Annotated in this window: 30 protein-coding genes; 12 read left to right on the top strand and 18 right to left on the bottom strand. The window is 51.3% G+C overall.

The annotated features are described in order from the left end of the window. The first annotated feature begins 133 nt into the window (after positions 1-133). Positions 134-1,576: an alkaline phosphatase gene (locus FPG75_RS06825; protein WP_143306020.1), complete on the top strand. Its 1,443-nt coding sequence runs from the start codon at positions 134-136 to the stop codon at positions 1,574-1,576. On the opposite strand, the gene FPG75_RS06820 is transcribed toward FPG75_RS06825, so the two are convergent. The 4 genes from FPG75_RS06820 to FPG75_RS06805 are packed head-to-tail and all read right to left on the bottom strand — an operon-like array spanning position 1,539 to position 5,777. Then, on the bottom strand, positions 1,539-2,834 hold the full coding sequence (locus FPG75_RS06820; protein WP_143306019.1) for a hypothetical protein: 1,296 nt from the start codon (positions 2,832-2,834) through the stop codon (positions 1,539-1,541). The two genes, FPG75_RS06825 and FPG75_RS06820, sit on opposite strands and share 38 nt — an antisense overlap. Positions 2,835-2,843: 9 nt before the next feature. Further along, on the bottom strand, positions 2,844-3,446 hold the full coding sequence (locus tag FPG75_RS06815; RefSeq protein ID WP_143306018.1) for a pseudouridine synthase: 603 nt from the start codon (positions 3,444-3,446) through the stop codon (positions 2,844-2,846). Between the two features lie 51 nt (positions 3,447-3,497). Next, positions 3,498-4,757, bottom strand: a complete 1,260-nt coding sequence (locus tag FPG75_RS06810; RefSeq protein ID WP_143306017.1) for an amidohydrolase family protein — start codon at positions 4,755-4,757, stop codon at positions 3,498-3,500. 12 nt (positions 4,758-4,769) lie between these two features. After that, positions 4,770-5,777: a hypothetical protein gene (locus tag FPG75_RS06805; RefSeq protein ID WP_143306016.1), complete on the bottom strand. Its 1,008-nt coding sequence runs from the start codon at positions 5,775-5,777 to the stop codon at positions 4,770-4,772. Positions 5,778-5,913: 136 nt separating this feature from the next. On the opposite strand from FPG75_RS06805, the gene FPG75_RS06800 reads away from it, so the two are divergent. Further along, positions 5,914-6,663 carry an XRE family transcriptional regulator gene (locus tag FPG75_RS06800; RefSeq protein WP_143306015.1) on the top strand — a complete coding sequence of 250 codons (750 nt, stop codon included), beginning with the start codon at positions 5,914-5,916 and terminating at the stop codon, positions 6,661-6,663. Here FPG75_RS06800 and FPG75_RS06795 read toward each other — a convergent pair. Genes FPG75_RS06795 through FPG75_RS06775 form a run of 5 tightly spaced genes read right to left on the bottom strand, consistent with a single transcriptional unit; the run spans position 6,660 to position 9,106 of the window. After that, positions 6,660-7,202 carry a TetR/AcrR family transcriptional regulator gene (locus tag FPG75_RS06795; RefSeq protein WP_143306014.1) on the bottom strand — a complete coding sequence of 181 codons (543 nt, stop codon included), beginning with the start codon at positions 7,200-7,202 and terminating at the stop codon, positions 6,660-6,662. The two genes, FPG75_RS06800 and FPG75_RS06795, sit on opposite strands and share 4 nt — an antisense overlap. A gap of 1 nt (position 7,203) precedes the next feature. Beyond that, on the bottom strand, positions 7,204-7,617 hold the full coding sequence (locus tag FPG75_RS06790) for a nuclear transport factor 2 family protein (protein WP_143306013.1): 414 nt from the start codon (positions 7,615-7,617) through the stop codon (positions 7,204-7,206). 60 nt (positions 7,618-7,677) lie between these two features. Beyond that, positions 7,678-8,166 carry a DinB family protein gene (locus tag FPG75_RS06785; RefSeq protein WP_143306012.1) on the bottom strand — a complete coding sequence of 163 codons (489 nt, stop codon included), beginning with the start codon at positions 8,164-8,166 and terminating at the stop codon, positions 7,678-7,680. Between the two features lie 14 nt (positions 8,167-8,180). Further along, complete coding sequence (locus tag FPG75_RS06780) at positions 8,181-8,594, bottom strand: response regulator (RefSeq protein WP_143306011.1); 414 nt, start codon at positions 8,592-8,594, stop codon at positions 8,181-8,183. Positions 8,595-8,614: 20 nt separating this feature from the next. Then, positions 8,615-9,106, bottom strand: a complete 492-nt coding sequence (locus tag FPG75_RS06775; RefSeq protein WP_161596701.1) for a 2'-5' RNA ligase family protein — start codon at positions 9,104-9,106, stop codon at positions 8,615-8,617. A 41-nt stretch (positions 9,107-9,147) separates the two neighbouring features. Here FPG75_RS06775 and FPG75_RS06770 point away from each other — a divergent pair, with 41 nt between their 5' ends. Next, positions 9,148-9,555, top strand: coding sequence for a hypothetical protein (locus FPG75_RS06770; RefSeq protein WP_143306009.1), 408 nt, complete (start codon positions 9,148-9,150; stop codon positions 9,553-9,555). Here the strand turns inward: FPG75_RS06770 and FPG75_RS06765 are convergent. Then, complete coding sequence (locus FPG75_RS06765; protein WP_143306008.1) at positions 9,548-10,438, bottom strand: LysR family transcriptional regulator; 891 nt, start codon at positions 10,436-10,438, stop codon at positions 9,548-9,550. The two genes, FPG75_RS06770 and FPG75_RS06765, sit on opposite strands and share 8 nt — an antisense overlap. A 99-nt stretch (positions 10,439-10,537) precedes the next feature. On the opposite strand from FPG75_RS06765, the gene FPG75_RS06760 reads away from it, so the two are divergent. Further along, on the top strand, positions 10,538-11,794 hold the full coding sequence (locus FPG75_RS06760; protein WP_143306007.1) for a serine hydrolase domain-containing protein: 1,257 nt from the start codon (positions 10,538-10,540) through the stop codon (positions 11,792-11,794). Positions 11,795-11,981: 187 nt separating this feature from the next. Here the strand turns inward: FPG75_RS06760 and FPG75_RS06755 are convergent, their stop codons facing one another. Both FPG75_RS06755 and FPG75_RS06750 read right to left on the bottom strand, forming a co-directional pair. Beyond that, on the bottom strand, positions 11,982-12,386 hold the full coding sequence (locus FPG75_RS06755; protein WP_143306006.1) for a DinB family protein: 405 nt from the start codon (positions 12,384-12,386) through the stop codon (positions 11,982-11,984). A 51-nt stretch (positions 12,387-12,437) separates the two neighbouring features. Next, positions 12,438-13,298 (bottom strand): helix-turn-helix domain-containing protein, encoded by an 861-nt coding sequence (locus FPG75_RS06750; protein ID WP_143306005.1) that lies wholly within the window; start codon positions 13,296-13,298, stop codon positions 12,438-12,440. A gap of 140 nt (positions 13,299-13,438) precedes the next feature. Here FPG75_RS06750 and FPG75_RS06745 point away from each other — a divergent pair, with 140 nt between their 5' ends. Further along, positions 13,439-13,861 (top strand): VOC family protein, encoded by a 423-nt coding sequence (locus FPG75_RS06745; protein ID WP_143306004.1) that lies wholly within the window; start codon positions 13,439-13,441, stop codon positions 13,859-13,861. Positions 13,862-13,897: 36 nt separating this feature from the next. On the opposite strand, the gene FPG75_RS06740 is transcribed toward FPG75_RS06745, so the two are convergent. Next, positions 13,898-14,764, bottom strand: a complete 867-nt coding sequence (locus FPG75_RS06740) for an EamA family transporter (RefSeq protein WP_143306003.1) — start codon at positions 14,762-14,764, stop codon at positions 13,898-13,900. Positions 14,765-14,998: 234 nt separating this feature from the next. Here FPG75_RS06740 and FPG75_RS06735 point away from each other — a divergent pair, with 234 nt between their 5' ends. Then, a complete protein-coding gene (locus FPG75_RS06735; protein WP_143306002.1) occupies positions 14,999-15,517 on the top strand; it encodes a GNAT family N-acetyltransferase in 519 nt (172 codons plus the stop codon). Here FPG75_RS06735 and FPG75_RS06730 read toward each other — a convergent pair. Next, entirely contained in the window at positions 15,495-16,538 is a 1,044-nt protein-coding gene (locus tag FPG75_RS06730; protein WP_143306001.1) for an ArsO family NAD(P)H-dependent flavin-containing monooxygenase, read from the bottom strand. The two genes, FPG75_RS06735 and FPG75_RS06730, sit on opposite strands and share 23 nt — an antisense overlap. Positions 16,539-16,541: 3 nt before the next feature. Beyond that, entirely contained in the window at positions 16,542-17,201 is a 660-nt protein-coding gene (locus FPG75_RS06725; RefSeq protein WP_143306000.1) for a GDSL-type esterase/lipase family protein, read from the bottom strand. Positions 17,202-17,304: 103 nt separating this feature from the next. On the opposite strand from FPG75_RS06725, the gene FPG75_RS06720 reads away from it, so the two are divergent. Further along, a complete protein-coding gene (locus FPG75_RS06720) occupies positions 17,305-18,582 on the top strand; it encodes an erythromycin esterase family protein (RefSeq protein WP_161596700.1) in 1,278 nt (425 codons plus the stop codon). 19 nt (positions 18,583-18,601) lie between these two features. Continuing rightward, a complete protein-coding gene (locus FPG75_RS06715) occupies positions 18,602-19,093 on the top strand; it encodes a hypothetical protein (protein WP_143305998.1) in 492 nt (163 codons plus the stop codon). On the opposite strand, the gene FPG75_RS06710 is transcribed toward FPG75_RS06715, so the two are convergent. Further along, the gene (locus FPG75_RS06710) at positions 19,059-19,790 is read right to left on the bottom strand and encodes a DUF481 domain-containing protein (protein WP_143305997.1); all 732 of its coding nucleotides are present in this window, start codon (positions 19,788-19,790) and stop codon (positions 19,059-19,061) included. The two genes, FPG75_RS06715 and FPG75_RS06710, sit on opposite strands and share 35 nt — an antisense overlap. 103 nt (positions 19,791-19,893) lie before the next feature. Here FPG75_RS06710 and FPG75_RS06705 point away from each other — a divergent pair, with 103 nt between their 5' ends. The 3 genes from FPG75_RS06705 (at position 19,894) to FPG75_RS06695 (ending at position 22,944) form a co-directional block, all read left to right on the top strand. Beyond that, positions 19,894-20,817, top strand: a complete 924-nt coding sequence (locus tag FPG75_RS06705) for a terpene synthase family protein (RefSeq protein ID WP_143305996.1) — start codon at positions 19,894-19,896, stop codon at positions 20,815-20,817. A gap of 55 nt (positions 20,818-20,872) precedes the next feature. Then, positions 20,873-22,012 (top strand): tetratricopeptide repeat protein, encoded by a 1,140-nt coding sequence (locus FPG75_RS06700; protein ID WP_143305995.1) that lies wholly within the window; start codon positions 20,873-20,875, stop codon positions 22,010-22,012. A 122-nt stretch (positions 22,013-22,134) separates the two neighbouring features. After that, entirely contained in the window at positions 22,135-22,944 is an 810-nt protein-coding gene (locus FPG75_RS06695; protein ID WP_161596699.1) for an alpha/beta fold hydrolase, read from the top strand. Here the strand turns inward: FPG75_RS06695 and FPG75_RS06690 are convergent. Together FPG75_RS06690 and FPG75_RS06685 are read right to left on the bottom strand one after the other, a co-directional pair. Continuing rightward, positions 22,920-23,597 (bottom strand): GNAT family N-acetyltransferase, encoded by a 678-nt coding sequence (locus FPG75_RS06690; RefSeq protein ID WP_143305993.1) that lies wholly within the window; start codon positions 23,595-23,597, stop codon positions 22,920-22,922. The genes FPG75_RS06695 and FPG75_RS06690 overlap by 25 nt on opposite strands. A gap of 108 nt (positions 23,598-23,705) precedes the next feature. Further along, positions 23,706-24,740, bottom strand: coding sequence for an OmpA family protein (locus tag FPG75_RS06685; protein ID WP_143305992.1), 1,035 nt, complete (start codon positions 24,738-24,740; stop codon positions 23,706-23,708). A 158-nt stretch (positions 24,741-24,898) separates the two neighbouring features. Between FPG75_RS06685 and FPG75_RS06680 the strand changes: the two genes are divergently transcribed. Continuing rightward, complete coding sequence (locus tag FPG75_RS06680; RefSeq protein WP_143305991.1) at positions 24,899-25,903, top strand: EndoS/ChiA family endoglycosidase; 1,005 nt, start codon at positions 24,899-24,901, stop codon at positions 25,901-25,903. Positions 25,904-25,913 lie beyond the last annotated feature (10 nt).

The following is a 25,913-nucleotide window of genomic DNA, read 5'->3' as shown; positions in this document are numbered from 1 at the left end:
AGCGGGAAGATGATGTGATAAATAAATATTTTATTTTGGCCTTCGGTCCTCTGCGAGCTTAAAATCCGCTTCGATCCTTTGCTCCTCTGCGTCTTTGCGTGAAAAAAAACTCCGTCGAAACGAAAACATTATTATGAGAAGAAGAGAATTTTTCCGGAACACTTCATTAGGCTTGCTCGGCACTACGCTGGCAGCGCCGCTGCGCGGCCTCGCAGCTCCGGCTGTGAAAAAAGGGCAGGTGGCAAAGAACATCATTTTTATGGTGAGCGATGGCATGAGCAACGGCACCCTGAGCATGGCCAGCCTCCTGCGCCGCCGCATGGAAGGCAGACAAAGCCACTGGCTGCAATTGTATGAACAGCAACGCGCCGTGCGCGCCCTGATGGATACCGCCTCCGCCAGCTCGCTGGTAACCGATTCGGCGGCGGCCAGCTCTGCATGGGGCGGCGGCCACCGGGTGAACAATGGCAGCCTGAATGTTGGCCCTGATGGCATCTCCCATACTCCTATCCTCCAACAATTCAAAGCCGCCGGAAAAGCCACCGGCTGCGTCACCACCGTTCCTATCACACATGCCACACCGGCCGGCTTCTGCATCAACAACAGCCACCGCGGCGATATGGCCGAAATAGCCACCCAATACCTTCCTTTACGCTTTGATGTGATGATGGGCGGCGGCGCCGAATATTTCAGCGCCAGCACCCGGAAAGACAAGACCGATCTCTTCAAAAGCTATACAGACGCGGGTTACACGGTAGTGCAATCCCGCAGCGAGATGCTGCAATTACCGGCACAACATACCCGCCCCATCCTCGGCGTATTCCACGATGATGGCCTTCCCTTTTCGCTGGACCGCAACCAGGAAAAAGCCCAGCAACAACAGGTGCCCACCCTCGCTGAAATGACGCAATGCGCCATCCAGCAGCTAAAGCAAAATAAAAATGGTTTCGTGATGCAGGTAGAAGGCGGAAAGGTAGACTGGGCGGCCCATAGCAACGATGCCGGCGCACTCCTGTACGACCAGCTCGCCTTCGACGATGCCATCGGCGTAGCCCTGAAATTTGCGGAAGAAGATCAACAGACGCTGGTGATCATCACCACCGATCACGGTAATGCCAATCCTGGCCTGTATTACAACGATAAGGCCAATGACCGTTTCGACCAGGTGCAACACTATCGCTATACGAATGAATGGATATTGAAAGGTATTAATAAAAGCCAGTCGCCGGCAGCCGTGATAGAGCGCATCCACTATGCACAGGGCATTGCCATCAGCGACGCTGAAGCCGCCAGCCTGCTGAAAAATTATGCCAACCTCAGTGAAGAAGGCCTGTACAACCCGCACAAGCTGCCTTTCCGCGAATTGGCCATGATACAAGCCGGCTATACGTCTATTAACTGGGGCGGCATGGAGCATACGGCCGACTTTGTAGAACTGGCCATGACAGGCCCCGGCAGCGAATTGCTACGCCCCTTTGTGAAGAACACCGACCTCCATTACCTGATGCTCGAAGCCAGCGGCCTGCAAGCCGATGCGCTTAAAAAAGCACAAACCATTCGGGCTTCCAGCGTATGATAGCAGCGATGAGCCAGAGGAGCAGGGCCATGCCGAGCGTGCCCCAGCTCTTCCGGTTCCGCCAGCTCCATCCGAACAATACCGGCACTTCCCAGTATTTGCAAATGATATAGATCACCAGGCCGCCAAGCGCTATGCGGCTCAACAGGGAAAGCCCCAGCTGCGTACCCGCCAGCATACAGGCTGCCAGCCAGGCTAACGTAAACGCCTGTATGTAAATATATACCCAACGCGGGCCATTGCTGATCTTGTCCAGCGACAATACCACTAATAAACATACCAGCACCACGCTCAGGGCCGTGAGCGGCGCAGGCAACAATACCGGCGCATAAACCAGTGCCATCCACATCAGCAAAACAACGAGCGTAGTTGCCGACAAGCGCCGGTAATCTTCCCTGGAAGTATTGGTTACCGGCAGTAATACCCGGCTTGCATAAGTATATATCGGGTAGATCATTAAAGGGCTGCACAAGGCAATGAGAGCCGGCGCCACGATCTCGTAACCGTACCAGCTGTCTGCACAATGCGCCATCACCCAGCCCATGGCTGCGGTGGTGAAGAGCGCCGGCAAACTCAGTTCCAGCAATATTTCCCGGGCCTGCCCGCCACGCCAGGTGTCTTCTATCTTTTGCAGGTAACGATTGATGATATAGCGGCCGGTAAACAGCGCTACCAGCTGCGCCCAGCATACATAGATGCCGGTATGTATCACAATGGTGCGTATAACGGTATCGGCTATACGGTAACCAAAGAGGATGCCTGCGAGGCCCAGCAGCAGCAGTTCCCAGGTGAGCAGCCTAGGTGAGAAAAGGATGCGGAACAAGGGCGCAAACCAGCGGATCAGCGCCTCGCGGATACGGCCCCAGTAACGTAATAACAGGTGAATGAGCGACCATGCCGCCACCAGCGCCGCAAGGCCCAGCAACAATCGCGAAGTGGTGAACACGCCCCTCAGCGCCTGGATACGCGAAGGTTTCTTCACTTCGTATACCAGCTGGCTGTTTTGCAACAGCTCTTCTGAAAGCTGCGCCAGCACACTGTCTGGCAATGATGGCATCGCATGCCGGTGCTGTTGCAGAAAAGCCGCAGCATCTCCTGCCTGTGCATAATGGCGTAAAGTAGCATACTGGTAAAGCAGCTCCCGCTGGGGCGCTTGCAGTGAATCGAGGGTGGAGGCCAGTCTTTCGTCCGTGGCCCGCGCTGCTCCGCTCATCAGCAGGAGGCAGCACAACAAACCGGATAAAAATCGTCTCATCATATCATCTCATCAACGGTAATCATCTATTTTCAATTGTTGGAAGAAAATATCTTCCGGCATCTCCCTTACCTCTCCCGGCAACAGGTCGCCCAGCTCAATGGATTCGATGGACAACCGTATCAGCCGGAGGCAGCGGTGGCGGATGGCTTCCAGCATTTTTCGTACCTGGTGGTACCGCCCTTCGGTAAGTGTGATCTTCAGCCAGGTGCATTCATAAGAACTGTATTCTATCTCTGCCTCGCGCAGCTGCAATCCTTCGGGCCTGGGCACCACCTCTACATGGCAAGGCTTTGTATGGTATAGCTCTCCCGGCCCGGCAGGGATGCCGATGCCATCGCGCAGGCGCTGCACGCTCTCCGGTTTGATCACATGCTTGGCCTTTACGAGATAAGTTCGTGTATGCGGCGCCGTGCCCTGGAATAACAGCTGCGTTACTTTTTTGTTGGTTGTTAACAGCAGCAGGCCTTCGGAATGATTATCCAGCCGGCCCACGGCATGCGTCCCTTCGGGGAAATCAAAATCGAGATCGCCCAGCAGCCGCACCTTGTCGGGGCTTACAAACTGCGATACCATCCGGTACGGCTTATGCACAATAAAATAGCGGTGGGCCATGGATCTGGTTTAGACGGGCAAATGTAATCATTCCCGGCTAAACAGTATGTTTCAGAAATATTTGCTTTGCAGGAAGCGCTCTATATTATGTTGCGCGATCTGATCAAAGGCGTCTACATTGTTATGGTTCGTCAAAGGCTTGCCGGCAGCGTATTTCCGGAAGTTGGAGAACGTGCTCTTCTCCGGCTGCTCTCTTTCTGTGAGGAAGAAATCAGTGCCGAAAAGGATACGGTCGCCATATGGTTTGTTCAGCTCATCATAAACGGTATCGAAGATCTTGCTGTCGTAGATTGCGTAAGATACATCTGTGTAGAGCTGTGGGAAGCGCGTGAGCATGGCCTGCACCTGGTTGTACCAGTTCACACCGGCTACGCCGTAAGGTATATCGGTAGGTTTGGCGAGTATCTCGTTGCCACCGCCGAAATGCGCCAGGCACATCTTCAGGTCATCTTTCAGGTGCATTTTTTCGAAGCGCTCTTCAAAGCTCTTCAGCATGGAGATATAACTGGCCGGCTCCATAAAATAAGAGCAGGAGCGCATGTTGTTGGTAGAGCGGTATTTGCCCATGATCCAGCTCAGACGATTGGCATCGCTTATATATTTAGGCGCGCTGTAAGTGCTGCCGCTGTAAGGATCTACGGGGTTGAGGCTCGACTGGATATAACTTTCATCATTATTGTAAATACCGCCGAGATAATTGCAATGGCTGATGATCGGCACACCATTATCCTGCGCCCATTCAAAGGTCTCTTTCAATCTTTCATCGAAAGGATAGAAACCCATGCAGGGATAGAGTTTGAGGCCGATGAAAGGATATACCGAGCGGGTGGCGGTTACGTTGATCTTTCTTTCAAAATAAGATTCTACGGTAGTGCGCAGCTCGTGGCCGGTAAGTTTCCAGCGCGGATCGATGCCCATGAAAACAAAGAGGCGATCGGGATATTCGCGTTTCACCTGTATGATCTCTTCCAGCTGGCCTTCATAGCCGGAGCCAGAAGTATCGGCGCCGCATTTTTCCATGAACATGGTGAGCGCGATGAAAGCGAGGGTATCGTCATCGTAGCGTTGTTTGAGATCTTCAAATACTTCGCGCTGATTTTTGCTTTTGCCGATCTGCAGGAAGCTGGCGTAGCGTTTGCCACCATTACCGCCGAACCACGACAGCAGCCTTTGCACAACGGCGGTACCGGAAGAAGTATTGGTGATCTTGTCCACCAGGTCGGCCACGGCATCCGGCAGGTAGAGGTGCAGGAAACGGCGTGGCGCATTGTTCATGGTGAAGATATGGGTATGAACATTATAGTAAGGCATGAGGTTCAGAATTTAAACTTTTTTGGAATAGGCGCGGCGCAGGAGGTCGAACCAGAAAGGCGCGCCCAGACTGGCCGCGAAGCCGGTGAGCAATAGTCCTATGATCTTCCAGCTATAAAAAGAAGTACGTGTTCCCGGCTTCACGAAACGCGCCTGATGGAAGATATTATATTCCCAGCCAACGGGCAGCGTAGCTTCCGTAATGAGTTGCTGCATGTTGTGGGTATAGTTTTTAATATCATTCCGTACGGAGTCCACATTGCGCGAAAGTCCGGCAGTGTCCAGTCTTTGCGCGTATGCTGTGAGCGTGGAAGAATCTTTTTCGTAATAGGAGATCATCACCTGCCGTGCCGCGGGCTCGTGCAGGTAGTAGGTGAAAAGCTGCACCGTGTCTACATTCAGGAGGGTGCCGGTGATAATGCCGATGAAAAACAGCCAGTATCTCGTCTTCTTTTTATACCAGATGTTGAGCCGGCCGGTGAAGTCGGCATACCAGCTTTCGAGGTTGGCGACCAGGTTGCTGTAGATGAGCGTTTCGTTAAGCGGTTCTCCTCTTCTGGGCACGGCGCTCAGTTCGGCGCTGTTGAGGGCCTGGCGGAAAAGGGTGACCACATCGCTGGGATTGAGCAGCATGGTGGCGGATTTGAAGCTGGCGAGCGTTGGATGCTGATAGCCCACGAACTGGCTGACCAGGTTGCTGTCTTTCTGAACGATCTGCGATTTACCAACCACGTCGATCAGTGTTTCTGCAAAAAGGCGCGGGGTGATTTCGCTGGTGGGTTTGTTGTGCGCGCGGCTCAGCAGGTCAACAGATCCGTGCAAATACAGCAGAGAGGCCCAGTTGACGCCGTTCGGAAAATCCTGCAATTGTTGCAGCAGGTAATGTTTCATGAAACGGCCCCGTTCTGCCTTGATCTGTGCAATGCCTTCCTGTATGAGGCTGCAGAGGATCGCGAACAACGCCCAGCTGATGACAATGGCAATAGCCGTAGCCACAATGGGGATGGAAGTGAAACTCATAAAGGGGTCTATTTTTTGGGGTTACTAACACCTAATATTACAAAATTCCGGGCATATAAGCAAGCAGGCCAGCAGCGGTCTTTCATTTAATTGCACTACATTTGCGCCTGCATTTTATATATTACTATTTTAAATTATGGATCAAGTTTCTTTCTGCTGGGCCGCTAACCTGAGATTTTTACGCCAACGCAAAAACCTGACACAGCGCCAGCTGGCAGCGGCTACCGGCATCCGGCAAAGCAGGATCTATACGCAGGAAAGCGGGAAAACGAAAAACCCTAAAATGGACGACCAGGTACGCTTCTCTGCCTATTTCAACATCTCCATTGACCACCTGATCCGCACCGATCTTTCACAGCTGGATGAGCAACAATTATTCGAACTGGAAACAGCTGGTCCCTTGGATATAACGGGCAAGCATATACGTATTTTACCGATCACGGTAAACAGTGATAATGAAGAGAACATGGAATTTGTGCCGGTAAGCGCGCAGGCGGGCTACCGCGCGGGTTTCAGCGATCCTGCCTTTATTGCGGAGCTGCCACGTTTCACGCTGCCGGGCATGCCCAGGGGCAAAACGGTGCGAATGTTCCCCGTGAGCGGCGACAGCATGCTGCCCATCCCTGATGGCAGCCATGTGATTGCGCAGTACGTAGATGATTGGAGCCGTATCAAAAAAGATGTTCCCTGCGTATTGATCTTACGCGGTGGAGAAGAAGATATTGTTTTTAAACTGGTAGATAATAACATGAAAAAGGACGGCACGCTGCGTTTGCACTCGCTCAATACCGCCTATGATCCTTTTAACGTAAATATGAACGAAGTATTGGAGATCTGGCAGTTCATTGGTTACGTGAGCCGTGAAATGCCCGCACAGAGCGCCTAAGCGAGCAGGCCGGCCACTACTTTCTTCGCCTCCGTTACCGGCCATTGCTGCCGGAATACCTGGCTTTCCACCAGCGCCGCTTCAAAGAGCAGGTACACGTGATCTTTCAGGGATGGCTTTTGTCCGGCCAGCAAGGCAGCGAGATAATCTTTCAACTCCTGCTTGTGCTGCCGGATGATCTGCAACAGGCTATCCTCTTTTTCTGTGATCTCCGATAGCACATTCAGAAAGGCGCAGCCACGGTAATTTTCCTGCTCGTTCATATGATGCAGAAAGTCGAAAGCCGCCAGCACCTTCGCTTTCGGCTTACGAGGCTTTTCTGTAAATGCGCGCAGGCCTGCAAACCACTGCGCATGCCTTTGTTGCAGGAAGGCCGCGCACAGCGCTTCCTTGCTTTCAAAATACTGATATAAACTGGCTTTGGCCACTCCCGCTTCATCGATGAGCTGATTGATGCCGGTGGCCTGGTAGCCCTGCTCATAAAACAGCCTGGCAGCGGTTTCCAGGATACGATCTTTCGGATGCGCCTTTGCTTTCATACTATACTATTCGTTTGTCGGCCGGATCGATGCGCAGGTCGTTGATCGAGGCATAGCGCCTCTTCATCAGGCCATTGGCATCAAATTCCCATTGCTCGTTGCCGTAAGAACGGTACCAGTTACCGGCGGCATCGTGCCATTCGTATTCAAATCGCACGCTGATGCGGTTATCAGTGAAGGCCCATAATTCTTTCCGGAGTTTATAATCCAGTTCGCGTTCCCATTTTTCGGTGAGGAATTGTATCACTTCCTGACGGCCATTTATAAAGCGGTCGCGGTTACGCCATTCTGTATCAGTTGTATATGCCAGCGCCACCCGTTGCGGGTCGCGGGAGTTCCAGGCATCTTCTGCCAGCTGTACTTTTTGCCGCGCTGTTTCCAGTGTGAACGGCGGAAGCGGATGTTTCTGTTCCATGGTCATGTATATTTGTTGAATAGACAGACTAGTCTGTCTATTCAACAAATATACATGATTCTATTCATTTGCATGCAGCAACATTATTTGTCCGGTGTGATAGCCTACGTGCGCAATACGGGAGAACAGTACATTGATACGGTTACGATGTGGTTCTTTCTGGAAATCGTCTTCCGACACCTGGGTATGGCGTTCCAGCCAGGCATCTGCGGGCAGTTGATGAAAGGCCTCCTCCAGCTTGGCATTGACATGGCGCCAGGCATCGCGCAGGACTTGCGGTGCGGGCAGCGGGTCTACCGTACGGTCGGGCGTGCGGATGAAAGCGCGCTCGAGTTCAGGGTACAGGCGGTCGCCCAGGCCCAGCAAAGGAAAGAGGTGATCATGCGCGGCGGTGAGGTGGCCCAGGAGATAGATCACACGGTTGCGCCCGGGTGCTACTTCAAGATATAACTGTTTGTCGGTGAGCTTGTCAAAAGTCTGGGTGGCCCTGCTTATTTGCAGCTGCCATGATTTCAATGCGGTGGCAACAAAGAGATCGAGCTGGTTCATATGATCGGTTTGATTTATTCCGGGATGCGCAGCACGCCTTGCTCTTCGATCACCTTTTTCAAGGCAGTGACGAGAGCGTTCATGCTGGTGTATTTCACGAGGTAGCCGGCGGCGCCCATCTGCTGCGTCTCTTGCATATCGCGCTGTTCAGATGAGGTGGAGAAGATGATCACCGGCACGCTGCTGAGATGTGGTAGCTGACGGATGGCCCGCAAACATTCTTTGCCAGTCATGCGGGGCATGTTAAGATCGAGGAAGATAATATCCGGCAAAGTCTCACGGTGCTCCTTGAGCCAGCGGATGCCTTGCTCACCATCACTGGCCATCACACAGCGGATATTGTGGCTGAGAGATTCCATCGCCAGCACAAATTGCTCCTGGTCGTCCAGGTCGTCATCAATCAAAAGACAGGTAAAGTCTCTCTGCATACTATCCAAGATAATCTATTTCAGCTGAAATAAAAAGGATAATCATGCAACCGTTTCCACGGACCTTTGAGGTAGCGCCAGCTAGCGATACCGGTAGCCGCTATACGAAAAGGCGTAAAATGCTGTTGCAACTGGCTGCAGAGCTGTTGCGCCTTAAAGGCTGTTACTTTGTTCTGAATAGTGATATGGGGGCGCAGCGGCTGTTGATCCCGATGCAGCAGCCATGGCTGGAAAGCCGCCTGCATGGCGGTGTGCAGCGCCATCAGCTCGGGGCTCAGCAAGCCGAAAGCAACGCCAGGGCCAAAGCTGTACACCTGGTCTACCAGCAATTCGAAGGGCGGGCGGCGCGCAAAATCCGTCAACATCGCAGGGATGGCCGGCTCCTGTTCGGGCAGCCGGTAAAATAACGTAATATGCGCATCCAGGTAATTGGCGTGCGCCGGGAAATATTGTTCCCGTAAAGCATTGAAATATTGTTGTTGCGCAGCCGCCAGTTCAAGGGTGATGATCAAAACGCTTTTATTTATTATTTTGTTAGGGAGATATTATCAGCATGATAGAAGAATCAGATATCCGCACAGGCAATTTAGTTGCTTATTTCGATTACAACATGGACGAAAGCGTCTTTGTTGTGGAAGGCGTATGGCAAGGCTACATCTATAACAGCGGGCTGCCCCTGAGCAAGATACCTTGCCGCAAAGCCAATCCCGTATTGCTGGATACCGCATGGCTGGAACGTTTCGGCTTCATCGCCGGCGACCCCTCACACAACGAAGATCCCCTGGTATACTCCCTGAAATACAACCGCCTTAACAGCGTGCATGTACGCCTTGAAAAGAATGGCAGCTTCCAACCGATGACGGATTGTCCGCTTGGCCTGGTGCCCTATGGCCGGCCACTGTCGCATGTACATCAGCTGCAAAACCTCTTCCACGCTATTACCCGCGATGAACTTACTTAATCTTTAACAATTTCCGCATCATCTCCAGCTGTTCTGTAGTTGTATGTTGTTTGTTATACGATAGATACAGCGTATTGGTGGCGGGCTGTTCTCCCTTCCACAGCACTTTCAGTTTCTTTTCTTTTACCAGCTCCTTCACCAGGTAATCCGATGCAATCGTTACCGCTGTGCCGCAGCTGATGCCTTTAAGGATCGCATTGTAATCCGGTATCACAAAGCGGGGTTTGATCGCTGGCCGTTTTTTGAAGTTCGCCAGCCAGAAGCGCCGTATGACAGGAAAATCGCTGCTGTACACAAACCATTGCTGGGCGCATAACCAGGCTTCCACCTGCTCCATATCTCCCGCAGCGAGGTGTTTGTCGAACGCTTTGGTATTGAGTTGCGCGCTGCCTACCAATACAAAGCGCTCTTCGCGGATCGGTTCAAACACCAGCTCTTTATCATTACTCGTATGCGTGGCCACCACGAATACCGGCGCACCTTTCAATTGCTTTTCCAGCAACTGTTTGGTGTGGCCAAACTCAAATACCAGGTTGGCCGGCGCCTGGCAAAGTTCCGGCGCCAGTACAGTATAGAAATATTCTTTCGGCAGGCCGATACAGGTGAGCGGTACATTAGAACCACTGACATAGCGAAATTCCGCTTCCACATTCTCCAGTTTTTCCAGCGCGCTGATCACCTGGTTGTAAAACAATTTGCCATACTCCGTAGGCACCATGCGGCGCGGTTGTCGTTCAAACAACTGTTTGCCCACATGCGCTTCCAGCGACGACAGGTGCTGACTCACGTTGGGCTGCGATATCAGCAGCTCCTGCGCGGCGCCGGTGAGCGTGCCGGTGCGATAGATCGCTTTAAAGGTGCGGAACCATTCAAGATTTACCATAGCACGAAACTATAAATAATTTTATAGATTCCTATAATTCATTCTATTTTATTTATACGAATAAAGCCTTCAACTTTGTTTCCTCAAAACGAAAAAGAGATGAAAACGATTGTCAATATTATAGCCGCTGCCTTCATCAGCGCCACCACCTTTGCACAGGAAAAAGGCCTTGGCAGACCAGCGCTCATCGACAGCCTGATTAACCGCCACATAGCGGCGCAGCATATTTCCGGCGCCACTGCCCTGCTCATCAAAAATGGAAAAGTCATCTATCAGAAATCATTCGGCTATGCCGATATCGCTGCACGCAAACGTATGCAGGATAACCAGCTGTTCAGGATCGCCTCGCAATCCAAAGCCCTCACTACCACCGCCGCAATGATGTTATATGAAGAAGGGAAGTTCTTGCTGGATGATCCTATCTCCAACTACATTCCTGCGTTTAAGCATCCGAAAGTATTGGTATCTTACAATCAGCAGCAAGGCAGCTACACCACCAGGTCCGCCAGTCGCGAGATCACGGTGCGCGACCTGCTCCGGCATACTTCCGGCATTGCCTATGCTGCCATCTTCAGCGACACTATCATGCAACATATCTATGATCAGGCTGGCGTACCTTCCGGCATCGGCACCACCGCCTCCACGCTCAAAGAAAAGATGGAGCGGCTGGCTACCCTCCCGCTGCAACACGATCCCGGCGAGGCTTTCACCTATGGCCTCAACACCGATCTATTAGGATACCTCATCGAAATATGGAGCGGCCAACCTCTTGACGTATTCCTGCAACAGCGGGTATTTACACCGCTCGAGATGCACGATACCTATTTCCATCTGCCGGCCGACAAACAATCGCGCCTGGCCACCTTGTACGAAAGCACACCTGAAGGTCTTCAGCAGGTCACCCACCCGATCTATGAAGGAGTAGACCCGTTATTCCCAAACCTGCATGGCACCTATCTTTCCGGCGGTGCAGGCATCGTTTCCACCGCGGCAGACCTCTCCAATTTTTACACCCTGTTCCTGAACGAAGGCGTATTCAAAGGCAAACGTTTGCTCAGTAAAAAAACGATTGCACTGATGCTCACCAACCAACTCACGCCACGCATGCACGTTTCTCCGCTCCCGCCGCAGCCCGACGATTTCGCATTCGGTCTTGGCTTCGCGCTCGAAACGCCCGCCAATGATTATGGCTCCCCGCTCACCATCGGCTCCTTTGGCTGGGGCGGCGCCTTCAACACCCACGGCTGGGCCGATCCCCATGAAGGCCTCATCGGCCTCCTGATGACACAGGAATATTTATCGCCCTGGTTCTCCATTGGCGACGAGTTCAAGGCGGCGGTGTATAGCGCATTGTAGGTACTCATGATTATATGATTAAAAGGATTACCAGGATTTTCGAATTTTTTGATTTACGGATTTTTTGATTTAATTGAAGCGAAGACGAATAATGTTATTATCTCCGCTTCAATTAAATCAAAAAATCCGTAAATCAAAAAATTCGAAAATCCTGGTAATCCTTTTAATCATATAATCATGAGCAACATCAATACGCGTACTCCGGAGGAGTGATACCATTGCTGCGCAGATAAGTGACGGCCTGGCCACGGTGGTGGGTGATGTGGCTGAGGGTGTTGTGGAAAGCGTCTACCAGGGCGGGAGTGGCTTCGTGTTGCTGGATGGATTGTTGGAGGTGTTGGTAGGCTTCGTCGAGGTATTGGATTGCCTCGGTTTTCTTCTTGGCGGCAGGTGGCTCCCAGGCGGATTCCTGGCTGCGGATGGTGTTTTCTTCCCACCAGTGGATACCATAACCGATGTGGGTCATCAGCTCTTTGAAGCTGAAGGCATCCGGTACCGGTTTGTAATGGTATTGCTTTTCAGGCATGGCAGCGGCAACTGCAAGCGTGTACTGACGGGAGTTTTCCAGCGCTTTTAATAATTGTGATTTCATCGTTAATGATTTATTTGTATCACAAAACTAGCTGGCGTAAACGGCAGGTAACTAAGAAATCCTGCTCATTTTATTTTGCTGACGGAAATACGTAGGCGTACAATGATAATGCTGCCGGAAGGCCGCCACAAAGTGTTCTACGCTATTGAAGCCGGAAGCATAACCAATATCTGCTACAGGCATATGCGTATTATGTAAAAAGACAGCGGCATTTTTCAAGCGCACAGCCAATAGAAATTGATGCGGTGATACCCTGGTAAATGCTTTGAACAAACGGCTGAAATGAAAAGGGCTTACATGGCAATGCGTAGCCATCTCCTGCAAAGAAATATCCTGCACAAAATTTTCAGTGAGATAAGCCTTCGCTTTTTCGATGGTGCCAAGATGATTTCTCTTCAGGCGGGCCGTCACTTTTTCGTTCACCTGGTAGTCGGTAATATTGCCCAATACCGTGTGGATCATATCCATCACCAACTGATCAATATGGAGGCGGTCGCGGTTGCCTGCCTGCACGAGCGACAAGATACAGGCATGTAAATATTCCAGTGCGGGATCGCTGAAATGCAGCGTGGAATGGATGTCCGGGTTACGGAAAAAACTGGTGCGGCCATAGTGATCGAGGATCATGGCATACCCTTCGGGCTTCAGTTCAAAAATGGTGCATTCATCCGGAACGGCATGCGTGTGCGTTACGGTGCGCTCATATTCCGGTTTGGTAATGAGTACGCAACCTGTGTAAGAATCAAGCGAACGCCGGAATACGTTGAAAAGAAAATTCCCTTTGCGTACGAAACTGATGCAGAAAGCTGCCGAAGTTTCCGGGCGCGATGTTCTGCAATCCGTGCAGCGGCAACGGAAGTCAAGGATGTTATAGAGATCGGAGCGGTAGCGTGTATGGATATCGGCGTCCACAATAATGGCTTTAACGTAAAATTAATCTTAAATACCCTAATCCCCCCTGATAATGGCGCTTTCAGCCAGCGTATTTTTGCAGTGAAGGTGCTATTTTTACAAAGCTAATTTCAATCATTCACATCTCAAACCACATCAACATGGCGGCAGTTAATCCTTATCTTACTTTCGGAGGTTCCTGCGAAGAGGCTTTCGGCCTTTACAAATCCGTATTCGGCGGCGATTTCCTCACACTGTCACGCTTCAGTGAGATGCCGGCCGAACACTACGGCCCGGGCGAAGAAAACCTGGTAATGCACGTTGCGCTTCCTATTGGTAACAACACCATTCTCATGGGTAGCGACAGCCCCTCAACTTTCGGTCCGCTGAATGTTGGCAACAACTACTCAGTGGCTGTTTCTCCTGATACAAAAGATCAGGCGGACCAGATCTTCAACGGACTTGCTGACGGCGGCAAAGTAACCATGCCCATCAGCGATGCACCATGGGGCGCCTATTTCGGGATGCTCACGGACAAATTCGGCGTTAACTGGATGGTCAATTTTGACTACAACAAACAGTAAAAATTTGAAAGGGCGCCGTAATCCGGCGCCCTTTTTTTATTTGCTACGATACAACAACGCGATCGATAGCAACATCACTGCCACTCCCACCCATTGCCATACCGTTACCTGTTCCTGTAATACCAGGTGAGAACAAATCACTGCTACCGGCAGTTCCGCCGTCATCACGATGGCGGCCGTGCCAGCGCCGGTTTTCGGGATACCCTGTGCAAATAGCACCGGTGGTATTACCGTACCGAACAAAGCCAGGAACAAAGCCCATTTCAAGAGCTCCATATTGAAATGTGTGCTGGTTAATAATACCGGGCTATTCACGAGAAAGATACCCAGCGTAGCGCCGCACATCATCACCGCGCTTTTACGCAAAGGATGCACCGAATGCCCCGTGCGGCTGTTAGCCACAATATAGATGGCGTACAACAAAGCAGATAACAACGCGTATCCGATACCCACCAAAGACAGTCCTGATGCGGCTTTGCCCGTAAATCCGCCCGAGAGGGCCGTACCGGCCAGTATCATCCCCGTGATCAATACCTGCCCCATACCCGGTTTCTTTTTAAAGAGGAGCCAGTCGAGCAATATGCCTATCCAGGTGAACTGCATCAGGATCACGATCGCCACCGAAGCAGGGATATATTTCACTGATACATAGTACACAAAGGTGGTGAGCCCGATGCTCATACCCGTGAAAAGCAGCGGCCATTGCACCTTGCGCCGGTAAAAAGGCTGCGGCTGACGATCGAATAACAAGGCCAGTAATCCAAGGGCCAGCATGCCTGTAAACGCCTGCGATACGGATATTTCCGCAGCCGTATATCCCTGGCGATAGGCCAGTTTCACAAAAGTTGACAGTATGCCGAAGCTGCATGCGCCGGCAAAGACCATCCAGATATATCTGTTCATTTATTTTTCCGGTTGTTTTTAAGAAGAAGATACATGGTTCGAAAACATGCATGCAAAAACAACCAGGCCGTCAGACGCGGTCAAACATGTTATTCACGCAGCTGAGCTGACAGGTTATTTTGCCTGCAGTGCAACCGGCGGAGGTGTGGAGAAAAGATGATGACGCATTGTTTGATCTTTAAGCATCCCAAGATAGGAAGAATTTCTGTAAATTTATCGCTGTAACCTATCACCATGCAAACAATTCAGATCAGAAAGGTGGAAAGCTCCCAGTGGCGCGACTTACAGACTTTTGCCCGCCAGACTTTCATAGATGCTTTCGGCCCATTGAACACACCGGAAAACCTGCAAGCATATCTCTCTAAAAGTTTCAGCGACGAACAGGTACAGGCAGAACTCGACAACCCGGAAAGTACTTTCCTTTTTGCGGTTGCAGATGATAACGTGATCGGCTATCTGAAAATTAATACCGGTAACGCACAAACGGAGTTGAAGGCGCCGGAAGCGCTGGAAATAGAACGCATCTATGTGCACCAGCAGTGGCAGGGCCAGCGTGTAGGACAGTTGCTGTACGAAGCGGCGATCGCCGCCGCACAAAGCGCGCAAAAAACCTATGTATGGCTGGGCGTATGGGACCAGAACCACAAGGCCATCAAATTCTACGAACGCAATGGCTTCATTGCTTTCGACAGTCATGCCTTCCAATTGGGCGATGAAAGGCAGACGGATATCATGATGAAAAAAATGCTGTAATCTCCTCTACTGTTTTCCGGGCAGAGCGGCCTACGCCGATCAGCGTGGCCGATGCGAAGCCGGTCCACTCGCCATAGCCTACAAGCCAGAGCCCTGGCTGTCCTACGGCCCGCGTGCCATTGGTGGCAATGCGCCCTTTCGCATCGCGGAGGCCTAGCGGCGCCAGGTGCTCCAATGCAGGGCGATAGCCGGTGCAAAAGATCACGGCATCTACTATTTCACGGGCGCCATCCTTCCAGGCGATCCCGTTTTCCCAGAAGGCATCAAAGGCTGGCCGGGCGGCATATACGCCGCGGCTGCGGGCTGCCTTTACAGCAGGCACCATCACGATGCGCCCGAGGGAGGGCGCTGTAAAATCGCGCCCCTGCTGCTTCGCAGCATATTGCTGTGTGGCCACATCGAACAAATAACGGCCATCGATATCATCCGGCAAGAAAGAGGGCGCTTGCAAAGTAATCCAGATGGTTTGCGCTACCTCCGACAATTCAGCCAGCAGCTGCGCACCGGTATTACCCTCTCCCACCACCGCTACCCGCTTGCCCGCAAAGGCGGCAGCATGGCGGTATTCGGAGGCATGTATCACTTCTCCCCTATACAATGCACGATCTGCGATCACTGGCGTATAGGGATGCGAAAAAGAGCCGGTGGCGCTCACTACTGCGCTTGCATGATAATCGCCGCCGGATGTTTGTAAATGAAATTGCCCTTCCGCATATTGCACCGCCGATACGGCTACCGGCCGTATCACCGGGAATTGATAACGCGCTTCATAATCGCGCAGATAGGCCAGCACGGCCTCTTTCGAAGGGTAGGTCATACCGCCGGGCATCAGCACGCCGGGCAATGAGCTGTATTGCGCCGGCGAGAATAACGACAAAGAGTCCCAGTAATACTGCCAGGACCCGCCGGGGGCGGGCGCTTTGTCGAGCAGCACATACCGCAGCCCGCTGCGCCGCAGGTAATAGGCGGTGGCGAGGGCGCTCTGTCCGCCGCCAATCACGATCACATCATAGGTGCGCATAGCTTATTGTTTCAGCAGGTAAGGTTCCACCGCTTTGCGCCAGATGGCGTAGCCCCTGGCGTTCATATGCAGCATGTCTTCTACAAACAGCTCGGGGCGCGGCTTTCCATCTTTCGTTAACATCAGGGGGAAGATATTGATGAAATGCGCATGCCGCTCTTTGGCCAGGAATGCGCTGATCAGGCGGTTGGCCGCTTCGGCGGTTTTGATGTACTGCACGCGCGAGGGACTGGGCTTGATGGAAATATATTCCAGCGGCGCCTCCGGCAATTGCTGACGGATAGCGGCATAGAGCCTTTTGAAATTATGGAAGATAGAATCTGCCGTCATCCCCTCTTGCACCAGATCATTTTCTCCTACGTATAATACGATCTGGCGTGGATGATAGGCAAAGATCAGTTGTTTGGCAAAATAAGTGATGTCTGTAGTCACCGCCCCGCCGATGCCCCTGTTCATGGCCACATAGCCGGCGAAAGTACGCTCCAGGTCTTCCCACTTGCGGATGGAAGAACTGCCGGTGAAGAGGATCGGGTTTTTCGGCGGCACATACATCGCCTCATAATCCTTGATCGTTTGTACGTCTTTATCGTATTGGTGTTGCGCCCGTACGCCGCCGGTGATGCCCAGCGCCAGCAACAAGGCGATGCAGGTTTTCCTGATCATAAACGAGAATTTTAAATGCAGCAGACAATTTACAAAAATTGTAGCTTGTGAAGATGGTACCGCGGTGGTATTGTCCCGACATCTCTGTAAATCTTCCATAAAAATGAAAATAACGTTGACACCTATACGAATCCTGTTGATCATCCTGTGCCTTTCCTTCCGCGTTGCCGCGCAGCCGGTGGTTGCCAAACAAGCCGTGGCCGTGCGCAGCATCGATCCGGCGGATACGGATTTCAGTGATCTCCAGGCTTTGAAGCAATCGATAGGCGATGCGCGCATTGTGATGCTGGGAGAGCAAACGCATGGCGAGGGTTCCACCTGCCTGGCCAAGATCAGGTTGATCAGGTTCCTGCACGAGCAGATGGGCTTTGACGTGCTGGCTTTTGAAAGCGGCTTGTACGACTGTGCCCGCATCTGGGAAAATACGCGCAATGGCGGCCAGTTTAAACAGGAAGTGATCGGCAGCCTCTTTTTCATGTGGGCCACCAGTCGTCAGATGTATCCCTTGTTCGACTATATCCAGCAAAGGGCGCATCGCCCGGATTCCTTGGTGGTAGCGGGTTTCGAGAGCCAGCATAGCGGCCTCAAAGCACAACAGGAACTGTTCCCCGATTTTGAAAAGTACCTGCGCGCCAGGCATGCCTTGCCGGAAGATAGCAGCTGGGCTGCTTTCAAACGTATATCTGTAGCCACTTTCGCCTCCCGCGATTACCGTCCTTCCTTGGCGGAGCAAACAAAGTTCTTTCAGCAGCTGGACCAGCTCAAGGCTACGCTCGTAAAGCTGGACACTGCCGCCACGGCGCATTTCAGCGAATCGGCCGGTTTCTGGTACCGCATCACCGCCAGCATCGAATCGCAAACGAAACGTTACTGGCAGCTGGTGAGCGGCAACGAAGTATCGGTGCGGGATGAGCACATGGCGCTGAACCTGATCTGGCTGGCGGAAAAAGCCTATCCGGGCAAGAAGATCATCGTGTGGGCGCATAACGTGCATATCTCCAAAAAGACCAATACACTGCAAATGTCCGCCAATGGCTCGGTGCCGCCATTCTTTGCCAGCTATGTACCGATGGGTACTACGGTGCATCAGCATTTCGGCAAGGCCGCTTTCAGTATCGGCTTCAGTGGCGCCGAAGGCCGCTACATGGATTATACCAACAGCAAGATCGTAGACGTGCCCGCTGCCGCCCCCGCCAGCGTAGAAGGACAGCTCGCCGCTGCCGGTTTCACCAATGCCTGGCTGGATTACCGCTATGGTAAAGGAGCTGTGGAGACGCCGCAGATAGCCACCTTTGCCGACTTCTTCCCGCTGAGCGCCAAATGGCCGGAGGTGTTCGACGGGCTTTTCTTTATTAAAAAAGTATTTCCGGTTGACAGATAATTTAATATATTAGAGGATTATGGGTCCTGATATGATCATGACAATATTATCACACCTGCAACGCCTGTTGTTGTGCAGCTATGCGCTGGCATCGCTGTTATTCCTGTGTATCAGCCTGTTTAGCCGCAATTGGCGGAATATCAGGGATACCTACGTGGAAACGTCCAACCGTATGCTGGCTTATGCAGGTACTTTGTTGCTGATCATTACCCTGATCATGAATGCCACCTACACTTTCAATGCGCGGATAGAAGACCTGCAAATGGGCATGGGAAGCTGTTTGCGCCACTATGCCGCAGTGAACATCGCACTGGCGGTTATTCCGTTGTTATATATCTGGCGGCCGTTCCGGCAAAGCGTGATCGCCACTGCCGTCCTCTCGCTGGCGCTGGCAGGCATGCTCTTTTTGGAATGCAATGTGACCTGGTCGCTGCTTTACTTTGCGATCGCCTTTTTTGCAGCCGGGCAAAGGAAACTCAAAAGTACTTCTCTATCGTCACCCCATAGTTAAAAAGGAAATTCTCGCGATCGGTGCGGTTTAACTTGTTGTACTGCACCGCTGCTGTGATACTCAGCCAGGAACGGAGCTTCACCGACAGGTTGGTATTGCTTTTTATGATATAGTCGTTTCCGTTAGACAAAGAATTCTGGAAAAAATTGCTGCCGTCCAGCACGATGATGTCCTGTATCACGAGCTTGTATTGAAGGCGGAAGGAATTCCGGAAGGTGTGGTATACATCGGGAATGGTATCTTGCAGGTACAGGTCGCTGGTTTCAAATAACAGCCCATCGCTGAGGTTAAGTGTAAAAGTTTTATTGCGCACTACATCATAAGCCACGCCGCCGCCGCCCTGGAAGCGGTTATTGATCTTGAGTGAATAACTTTTATCGTAGTTGGCCAGTCCCCAGTAATAAAAACGTTTATCGCCCCGGTACAGGTTAAACACCAGTGCTGCCGATACGTCGTTGTTGGTGAGATCATGGTTCTGCTTGCCGTACACATAGCTGCCCATGGCATTGAGATCGATCATTTTTTTGCTCACCTTGAAATTAAAGGCATTATTGAGCAGATAGGCGTTGCCGTTATTGGTACGGTTGATGGCGCCGGTAGAGGCATATTTGAGATAATAGTGGGTGGAGTCATTGAATTGCGCCGATGCAGACAGGCCACAGCACCCTAATACAAGCGATACAAGCAATCTTTTCATGCTGCCCTGTCCGCAACTTGCATGCCCGATTTGTTCATCATGCGACGCAGATTCGGAAAAGCTCTTTATATTTATAACATGGTTAACTCAAAATAGCTGTTAAATGAAAACCCTGCTCCACGAACGGATCATGTATCCGTTTGGTCACCAAACTAATCCACACCTGCCCCTGTTGCAGCGCCAAACAAGCGCGTGGATTGATCAATACCAATTGCCGCCATCGCTCGGCCACGCCATGAAACAATCTGCTTTCGATCAGCTCACGGCCCTTTTCTATCCGCATGCAACGCCGGAACTGCTCATCCCTTGCGGCCGCCTGATGGTATGGGTATTTGTGTTCGATGATGTTTATTGCTCAAAGCCTTTGCCCCTGCTAAGGACCGCTCATCGCCGGCTGATGGAGCTGTTGCAGGGCGATCAGCCCGATCCCGGCGAAACAGCCTATTTCACTGAATTTGCGACCGCATTGAAAGAACTGCAACCGTATGTCAACAAATCATGGATGGAGCGCTTTACGGCCGACTGGGCCTATTTTTTTGAAGGGCAGATCCATGAAACCAGCTACAGTTACAAATATCCGCTCACTTATCCCACGATCAGGGAATTTAGTTTATTGAGAGAAAAAGTAGGCGCCGCCTATCCTTTCGTAGATCTCGCCGAAATAGAAACCGGTCTTATCTTACCCGATGAAATCTACCTCCATCCTGCTATCCAGCAGGCGCGTTATTTTACGAGCAAGCTCACCACCGCAGCCAATGATATCCTTTCCGTTGTCAAAGAGCTGCGCAACAGTGAAGCCCTGAACCTGGTGAGCGTGATACAAAATGAGCTGGGTTGCAGCCAGGACGAGGCTTTCGAAAGAGCCGTAGAATTACACAACCAGCTGACAAGCGATTACCTGGCGCTGCGTGCCGACTGGCCCGATTTCGGCGAGTACCATGCCGCTGTGGATTGTTACGTACAAAACCTGGAGCTGATCATCGCCGGGCACCTGGCCTGGTATGAAGATAATGAGCGGTATAAGTAAAACTAAATTTTTAGTTTTAAAACTAATCATTTAGTTTTATGGAAAATAAATTCCGATGAGAAACTTTGTATGGATCGTCTGCCTGGTCGTATTCTCCGCTAAAAGCTATGCCCAGCAAGGGCCAGACAGGAACAGGGTAATGGATTACCTGCAAGAGCAGCAATATGAAGAAGCCCTGAACTACCTGGCTCCATTTGCGCAGAGCAGTAACCCGCAGGTATTGTCCTTATTGGCCTATACCTATTATCAGTCTGGCAATATGGCCGCAGCAGCGGAACAGTACAACAAGGTATTGCAGCAGGATAGCAATCATCTGGCGGCCTTGCAATACCTGGCGGCTATCAGTATGCAACAGGAATCGTATCGGCAGGCGGTGGCTTATGATCAACGTATCGTGAAGCTGAAACCCGCCAGTGCAGCCGCCTGGAAGCAACTCAGTTTTGCCGCCTTTGCTGCGCAGCTGCCTGATTCTGCCTTTGTATGGCTGCAACAGGCTTACCGCCTGAATGCCAAAGATCCGAAAGTAACGGCGCGCCTGGCAGAGGAATGGATAGAACGAAAAAATTACCCGCTGGCCGATTCCATTGTCAATGCTTTTATGGCCAGCGATTCCTCACAGGTGGCCGTGTTGGGCGCAGCGGCCAAAACATCTTACTATAATAAACAATACGCGCGCACCATCGCCATCGGAGGGCGCTTGATGTCGCTCAACGTGTCCAGTCCGGGCATCTTTCTGTATGTAGTGGTGGCTGGTTATACGGCAAAAAAATATGAACAATGCATACTCTTCTACGAATATCTCAAGGCTGCGAACACGGCATCGGAGAGCATCACCTACTATACCGCGCTCGCCTATACGTCGTTGAAGCAATATGAGGAAAGTAATACGCTGTTACAGCAATGTATAGCCATGGCTAAATCGCCCAACCTGGAAAACTACTACAGCAGCGCCGCCCACAACTATGAACAATTACAACTGTTCAAGCCGGCTATCGCTTACCTGGACACTGCCTGGTACATTGGCCACCGGCCGCTAAACCAATACAGCATTGGCCGCATTTATGAAACCGCTTACAAGAACGACGCCACCGCTTTGAAATATTACAAACGTTATGTACAACTGTACAAACCAGGCAGCAACAACAATGAAGAGAAAGAAATTTATGATTACCTGAAGAAGCGTATGATAAAATAATGCTGGCATAATTTCACCCGCAGATTGTCGTAATATGCCTATATGACCAACTCCCCTTCTTTGTAATTTTATCAAAACAAAAAAGGGAAATGAAAAACCTGTTCTTTTTAATACTATTGGCTATGACAACTCACAAAGTAGCGGCACAAGATGCGGGGCATTATGCCACGGTGAATGGTATCAGGATGTATTACGAAATACATGGCAGCGGAGAACCGCTGGTATTGCTGCATGGCGGCGGCTCCACCATCCAGACGAATTTTTCCAAAGTGATACCGCTGTTTGCGCAGCATCACAAAGTAATTGCGGTAGAACTGGAAGCGCATGGCCACACCGGCCGCAGGCCAGGCCCCACCTCGTTTATACAGGATGCCGACGATGTAGCTGCACTATTACAGCAACTGCACATCCGCAAGTCTGATATCTTAGGTTTCAGCAATGGCGGCATGACCTGCATCGAAATTGCGACCCGGCATCCGGAGCTGGTGAACAGATTGATCCTTCTCTCCGCTCCTTACAACTGTTCCGGTATGCCGGAGGAGCTCTGGAAAAGCTTGCCTACGGCCACTATCGACATGATGCCTAAACCTTACCAGGAGGCTTTCCTCCACGACAACCCCGGCGATACCGCCGGCCTGCGCGCTATGTTTGAAAAAGACCGCAACCGCATGGTGGCCTTCAAAGGATGGGATGATGCCGTGATTAAAAACATACAGGCGCCAACGTTAGTAGCCGTAGGCGACCAGGACGCCGTCCTTGCCGAGCATGCCGTCGCCATGTATCGCCTGCTGCCCAAAGGTCGCCTGATGATACTGCCAGGCAGGCATGGCGAATGTATCGGCGAGGTTCTCTTCCAAACCGACCCGAAGGTATATCAGGCCACTGTGGCCCTGTTCGAAGATTTTCTTCAAACACCTTTGACCACGCGATAAAAGCTGATCAAGGTGCTTGTTTGAAATCCCATGTGTTCGTAAAGTCGCACGGCGCGCTCATTAGTAGCCGCCACATGCAAAAAAGAAGTGATGCCGGCGGCCGCGTGCTGCCGGCATAATTGTGTAATCAGCTGTTGTGCATATCCACGGCCGGTAAATGCCGGGTCCGTGCAGATGGCGCTCAGCTCGGAGTAGCCTGTCATCCGCATACGTTCCCCCGCCATAGCTACCAGCCGGCCTTCCTGGCGGATGCCGTAATAAGTGCCCATCAGGCGCGTGTTCATATTGTAATAACCGGGCTGTATACGATTGATGAGATCATACATCTCCTGTGCATCCTCCTCTCCTAACAATTCGATCTTTTCCCTTATCGCAATTTCCGGCAAGGCGCCGGATGGCAACAGCATCTGCGCGCAGGGCAGCTCGCTCGCTACCTGCCAACCCGCAGGTAAAGACGGCAAATGGCCAATAATATAAAATGATTCTCCCGGCGCGATCCATGCATCGAGGGTATGCATTTGCTGACTATACGGATCTTCGCAGGCAATAAAGGAAACAATGGCAGCATTATATCTTTTGGCATGTGCCGCCCCTTCAGCAAAACAGGCATGCACGGTTGTGAGTGCGTTCCAGGCAGGATTATCTAAAATCATTTAGGAATTTTTTGATTTACGAATTTAGGGATTTAGTTTCCAGGAAAATTCTCCTGGAAACTAAATCCCTAAATTCGTAAATCAAGAAATTCCTAAATCAAAAAATTCCTAAATTTTCACCAGCTCTACCCGCCGGTTCTGTGCCTTGCCTTCTTCGGTGGTATTGTCGGCGATGGGTTTGTCGGCGCCGAAACCTTTGGACTGGAGCCTGTTTGCGGCGATGCCGCCTTTCTGGATAGCTGCAGCTACCGCTTTGGCCCTGTCGCTGGACAGCTGCTGGTTTTTGGCTTTATCGCCGGTATTATCGGTGTAACCATTCACGGATAATTTCAGTGCGGCATCGTTCTGCATCAGCTTCACGATCTCGTCTACCGCTTGTTGGCCTTCCGGAGTGATATCACTTTTATCAGTAGCGAAATTGATGTGCAGGACAGCCTTGCCGTTGGCGTCAATTTCTTTTTTCAATTCATCGGCTTTGATGATATCCACGGTGGCGGTGAGCTTGCCTTTTTGCAGGATGCAGATCTGACCATAAGCGGAGTTGCATTGCATGGAGATCCATATCTCAGCATCTTTGGTGCGGATCACATAAGTGTTGATCACTTCATCAGACATGCCAACTACATAACCATAGCCTTTTTTATAGATTTCGTCGTCGCCTACGCGTTCCCTTTCTGCGCGGGGCGCTTTTTCGTCGTTCACTTTTACGCCGCCCAGCGCCAGGATGGCCTGTTCATAGCTCTTTTCTACTTCCAGTGCGCTGAAGGCAGAAGATCCTTTGTTGTCTTTGTCAACGATCTCGGCTTTGTAAGTTTTACCTTCCATTGGCAGCAGCTTACCTTTCACCGTGAAGTATTCGCGGTCAAAATCTTTGGTGGTAGCGTTGCGGTAAGCATATTTGGTAGGCGCCGTAAAGAACGGGAACGCCCCTACGTTTTTGTCGGTCACCGGTACGGAATTAATATCAAAAGCTGCAGGAGCCGCGGCAGGCGCCTGTTGTGCAGGGGTGCTAACGGAATCTTTTGTGGTTTGCGCCGTTTCTTCCTGACCTGCTTTCTTCTTGTTACCACAGGCTTCAAACGTAATGGCTGCTGCACACAGCATCAGCGCCCAGTATAATTTTTGATTTGCCACTTTCATCATTCTATTTTTTTGATCTGCCAAAGGTATAGGATTTCTATAATATCTAACGATGACAGGTATACGTTAATTTTTTCTTATCTTAGAGAAGACGAGCCCGTTTTTCCTGTGAACAATGCCCATCTTCTATCCGTTAATCCGTTCACCCAATAATACGTTTTATGAAAAAAATGCATGAACAATGGAAAGCACTGGCCCTATTGTTATTCCCGGTTGTAATGGGCGCCAGCTGCCGCAAAGATCTGCAAACACAAGCGCCAGCAAACAAGCCATCCACCACAGTAACAAAGGCCAGCGGGGCGGCCCTCACGTATCTCGACAGCCTGCTGGCGTACAAGAACAGCGCGCATAGCCTGATGGCCGGCTATTACCGCACCTGGGGCGACAGCACCTTCGGGGCCAACCTGCCATCTATGAACAACCTGCCCGACAGCATGGATATCGTGTGCGTGTTCCCCGACTACACGCCCGCGGGCCATCCTTACTGGACCATGCTGAAGAACAGCTATGTGCCCGGCCTTCATGCCAAAGGCACCAAAGTAGTGTACACACAAGGCACCGGCAATTTCGACTACTGGAAAAGCTACCACCCCGGCACCGGCGACAATACCGCCTCTTACAACCAGTGGGCGATCTATGTGCGCGACAGCCTCGTGAACTATTACGGCTTTGATGGTTATGATATGGATGTAGAAACAGATCCTACCGGCGCCACCCTCACGAAATTCAATGGTATGGTAACTGCGCTCTCCGCCTATTTCGGGCCTAAATCCAGCAGTGGTAAATGGCTGATACTGGATACCAACAGACCTTTGCAGGGTTCCACTTCTGTATCTTCTTTCTTCCAGCAATCAGGCCCGAAAGTGAATTATGTATTCCTGCAGGCATACTGGCGCCCCACCTCTTCTTTGCAAACCAGCTACACGGCATGGTCGCCCTACCTGACGCCCGGCAAGTTCCTCGTTGGAGTGGACTTTGAAGACGGATCGGGATGGGCCGGCGCCAATCCGCCGATCAATCAATACGCATTGTGGCAACCTTCACAAGGCAAAAAAGCCGGTGTATTCTCTTACGGCATCGATACCGATTATGCCAACAAAAATGATGGCCGACCATTCTACTATACACGCGCAGCTATTGCGCTCATGAATCCGCCCGCACATTGATACGGGCAAA

It is taken from the genome of Chitinophaga vietnamensis (assembly GCF_902167635.1).
GTDB lineage: Bacteria > Bacteroidota > Bacteroidia > Chitinophagales > Chitinophagaceae > Chitinophaga > Chitinophaga vietnamensis.
This window is presented reverse-complemented; position numbering and strand designations above follow the sequence as displayed.

Coding starts and splice junctions, on each gene's coding strand:
- FPG75_RS06755 (WP_143306006.1), bottom strand. CDS start 12,386: ATGAAATCACAATTATTAAAAGCGCTGGAAAACTCCCGTCAGTACACG.
- FPG75_RS06795 (WP_143306014.1), bottom strand. CDS start 7,202: ATGAAAGCAAAGGCGCATCCGAAAGATCGTATCCTGGAAACCGCTGCC.
- FPG75_RS06710 (WP_143305997.1), bottom strand. CDS start 19,790: ATGAAAAGATTGCTTGTATCGCTTGTATTAGGGTGCTGTGGCCTGTCT.
- FPG75_RS06690 (WP_143305993.1), bottom strand. CDS start 23,597: ATGATTTTAGATAATCCTGCCTGGAACGCACTCACAACCGTGCATGCC.
- FPG75_RS06805 (WP_143306016.1), bottom strand. CDS start 5,777: ATGAGTTTCACTTCCATCCCCATTGTGGCTACGGCTATTGCCATTGTC.
- FPG75_RS06705 (WP_143305996.1), top strand. CDS start 19,894: ATGAAAACCCTGCTCCACGAACGGATCATGTATCCGTTTGGTCACCAA.
- FPG75_RS06725 (WP_143306000.1), bottom strand. CDS start 17,201: ATGATCAGGAAAACCTGCATCGCCTTGTTGCTGGCGCTGGGCATCACC.
- FPG75_RS06765 (WP_143306008.1), bottom strand. CDS start 10,438: ATGGTAAATCTTGAATGGTTCCGCACCTTTAAAGCGATCTATCGCACC.
- FPG75_RS06760 (WP_143306007.1), top strand. CDS start 10,538: ATGAAAACGATTGTCAATATTATAGCCGCTGCCTTCATCAGCGCCACC.
- FPG75_RS06785 (WP_143306012.1), bottom strand. CDS start 8,166: ATGAACCAGCTCGATCTCTTTGTTGCCACCGCATTGAAATCATGGCAG.
- FPG75_RS06685 (WP_143305992.1), bottom strand. CDS start 24,740: ATGATGAAAGTGGCAAATCAAAAATTATACTGGGCGCTGATGCTGTGT.
- FPG75_RS06735 (WP_143306002.1), top strand. CDS start 14,999: ATGCAAACAATTCAGATCAGAAAGGTGGAAAGCTCCCAGTGGCGCGAC.
- FPG75_RS06800 (WP_143306015.1), top strand. CDS start 5,914: ATGGATCAAGTTTCTTTCTGCTGGGCCGCTAACCTGAGATTTTTACGC.
- FPG75_RS06715 (WP_143305998.1), top strand. CDS start 18,602: ATGGGTCCTGATATGATCATGACAATATTATCACACCTGCAACGCCTG.
- FPG75_RS06820 (WP_143306019.1), bottom strand. CDS start 2,834: ATGATGAGACGATTTTTATCCGGTTTGTTGTGCTGCCTCCTGCTGATG.
- FPG75_RS06815 (WP_143306018.1), bottom strand. CDS start 3,446: ATGGCCCACCGCTATTTTATTGTGCATAAGCCGTACCGGATGGTATCG.
- FPG75_RS06770 (WP_143306009.1), top strand. CDS start 9,148: ATGATAGAAGAATCAGATATCCGCACAGGCAATTTAGTTGCTTATTTC.
- FPG75_RS06700 (WP_143305995.1), top strand. CDS start 20,873: ATGAGAAACTTTGTATGGATCGTCTGCCTGGTCGTATTCTCCGCTAAA.
- FPG75_RS06745 (WP_143306004.1), top strand. CDS start 13,439: ATGGCGGCAGTTAATCCTTATCTTACTTTCGGAGGTTCCTGCGAAGAG.
- FPG75_RS06825 (WP_143306020.1), top strand. CDS start 134: ATGAGAAGAAGAGAATTTTTCCGGAACACTTCATTAGGCTTGCTCGGC.
- FPG75_RS06720 (WP_161596700.1), top strand. CDS start 17,305: ATGAAAATAACGTTGACACCTATACGAATCCTGTTGATCATCCTGTGC.
- FPG75_RS06730 (WP_143306001.1), bottom strand. CDS start 16,538: ATGCGCACCTATGATGTGATCGTGATTGGCGGCGGACAGAGCGCCCTC.
- FPG75_RS06695 (WP_161596699.1), top strand. CDS start 22,135: ATGACAACTCACAAAGTAGCGGCACAAGATGCGGGGCATTATGCCACG.
- FPG75_RS06810 (WP_143306017.1), bottom strand. CDS start 4,757: ATGCCTTACTATAATGTTCATACCCATATCTTCACCATGAACAATGCG.
- FPG75_RS06740 (WP_143306003.1), bottom strand. CDS start 14,764: ATGAACAGATATATCTGGATGGTCTTTGCCGGCGCATGCAGCTTCGGC.
- FPG75_RS06680 (WP_143305991.1), top strand. CDS start 24,899: ATGAAAAAAATGCATGAACAATGGAAAGCACTGGCCCTATTGTTATTC.
- FPG75_RS06790 (WP_143306013.1), bottom strand. CDS start 7,617: ATGGAACAGAAACATCCGCTTCCGCCGTTCACACTGGAAACAGCGCGG.
- FPG75_RS06780 (WP_143306011.1), bottom strand. CDS start 8,594: ATGCAGAGAGACTTTACCTGTCTTTTGATTGATGACGACCTGGACGAC.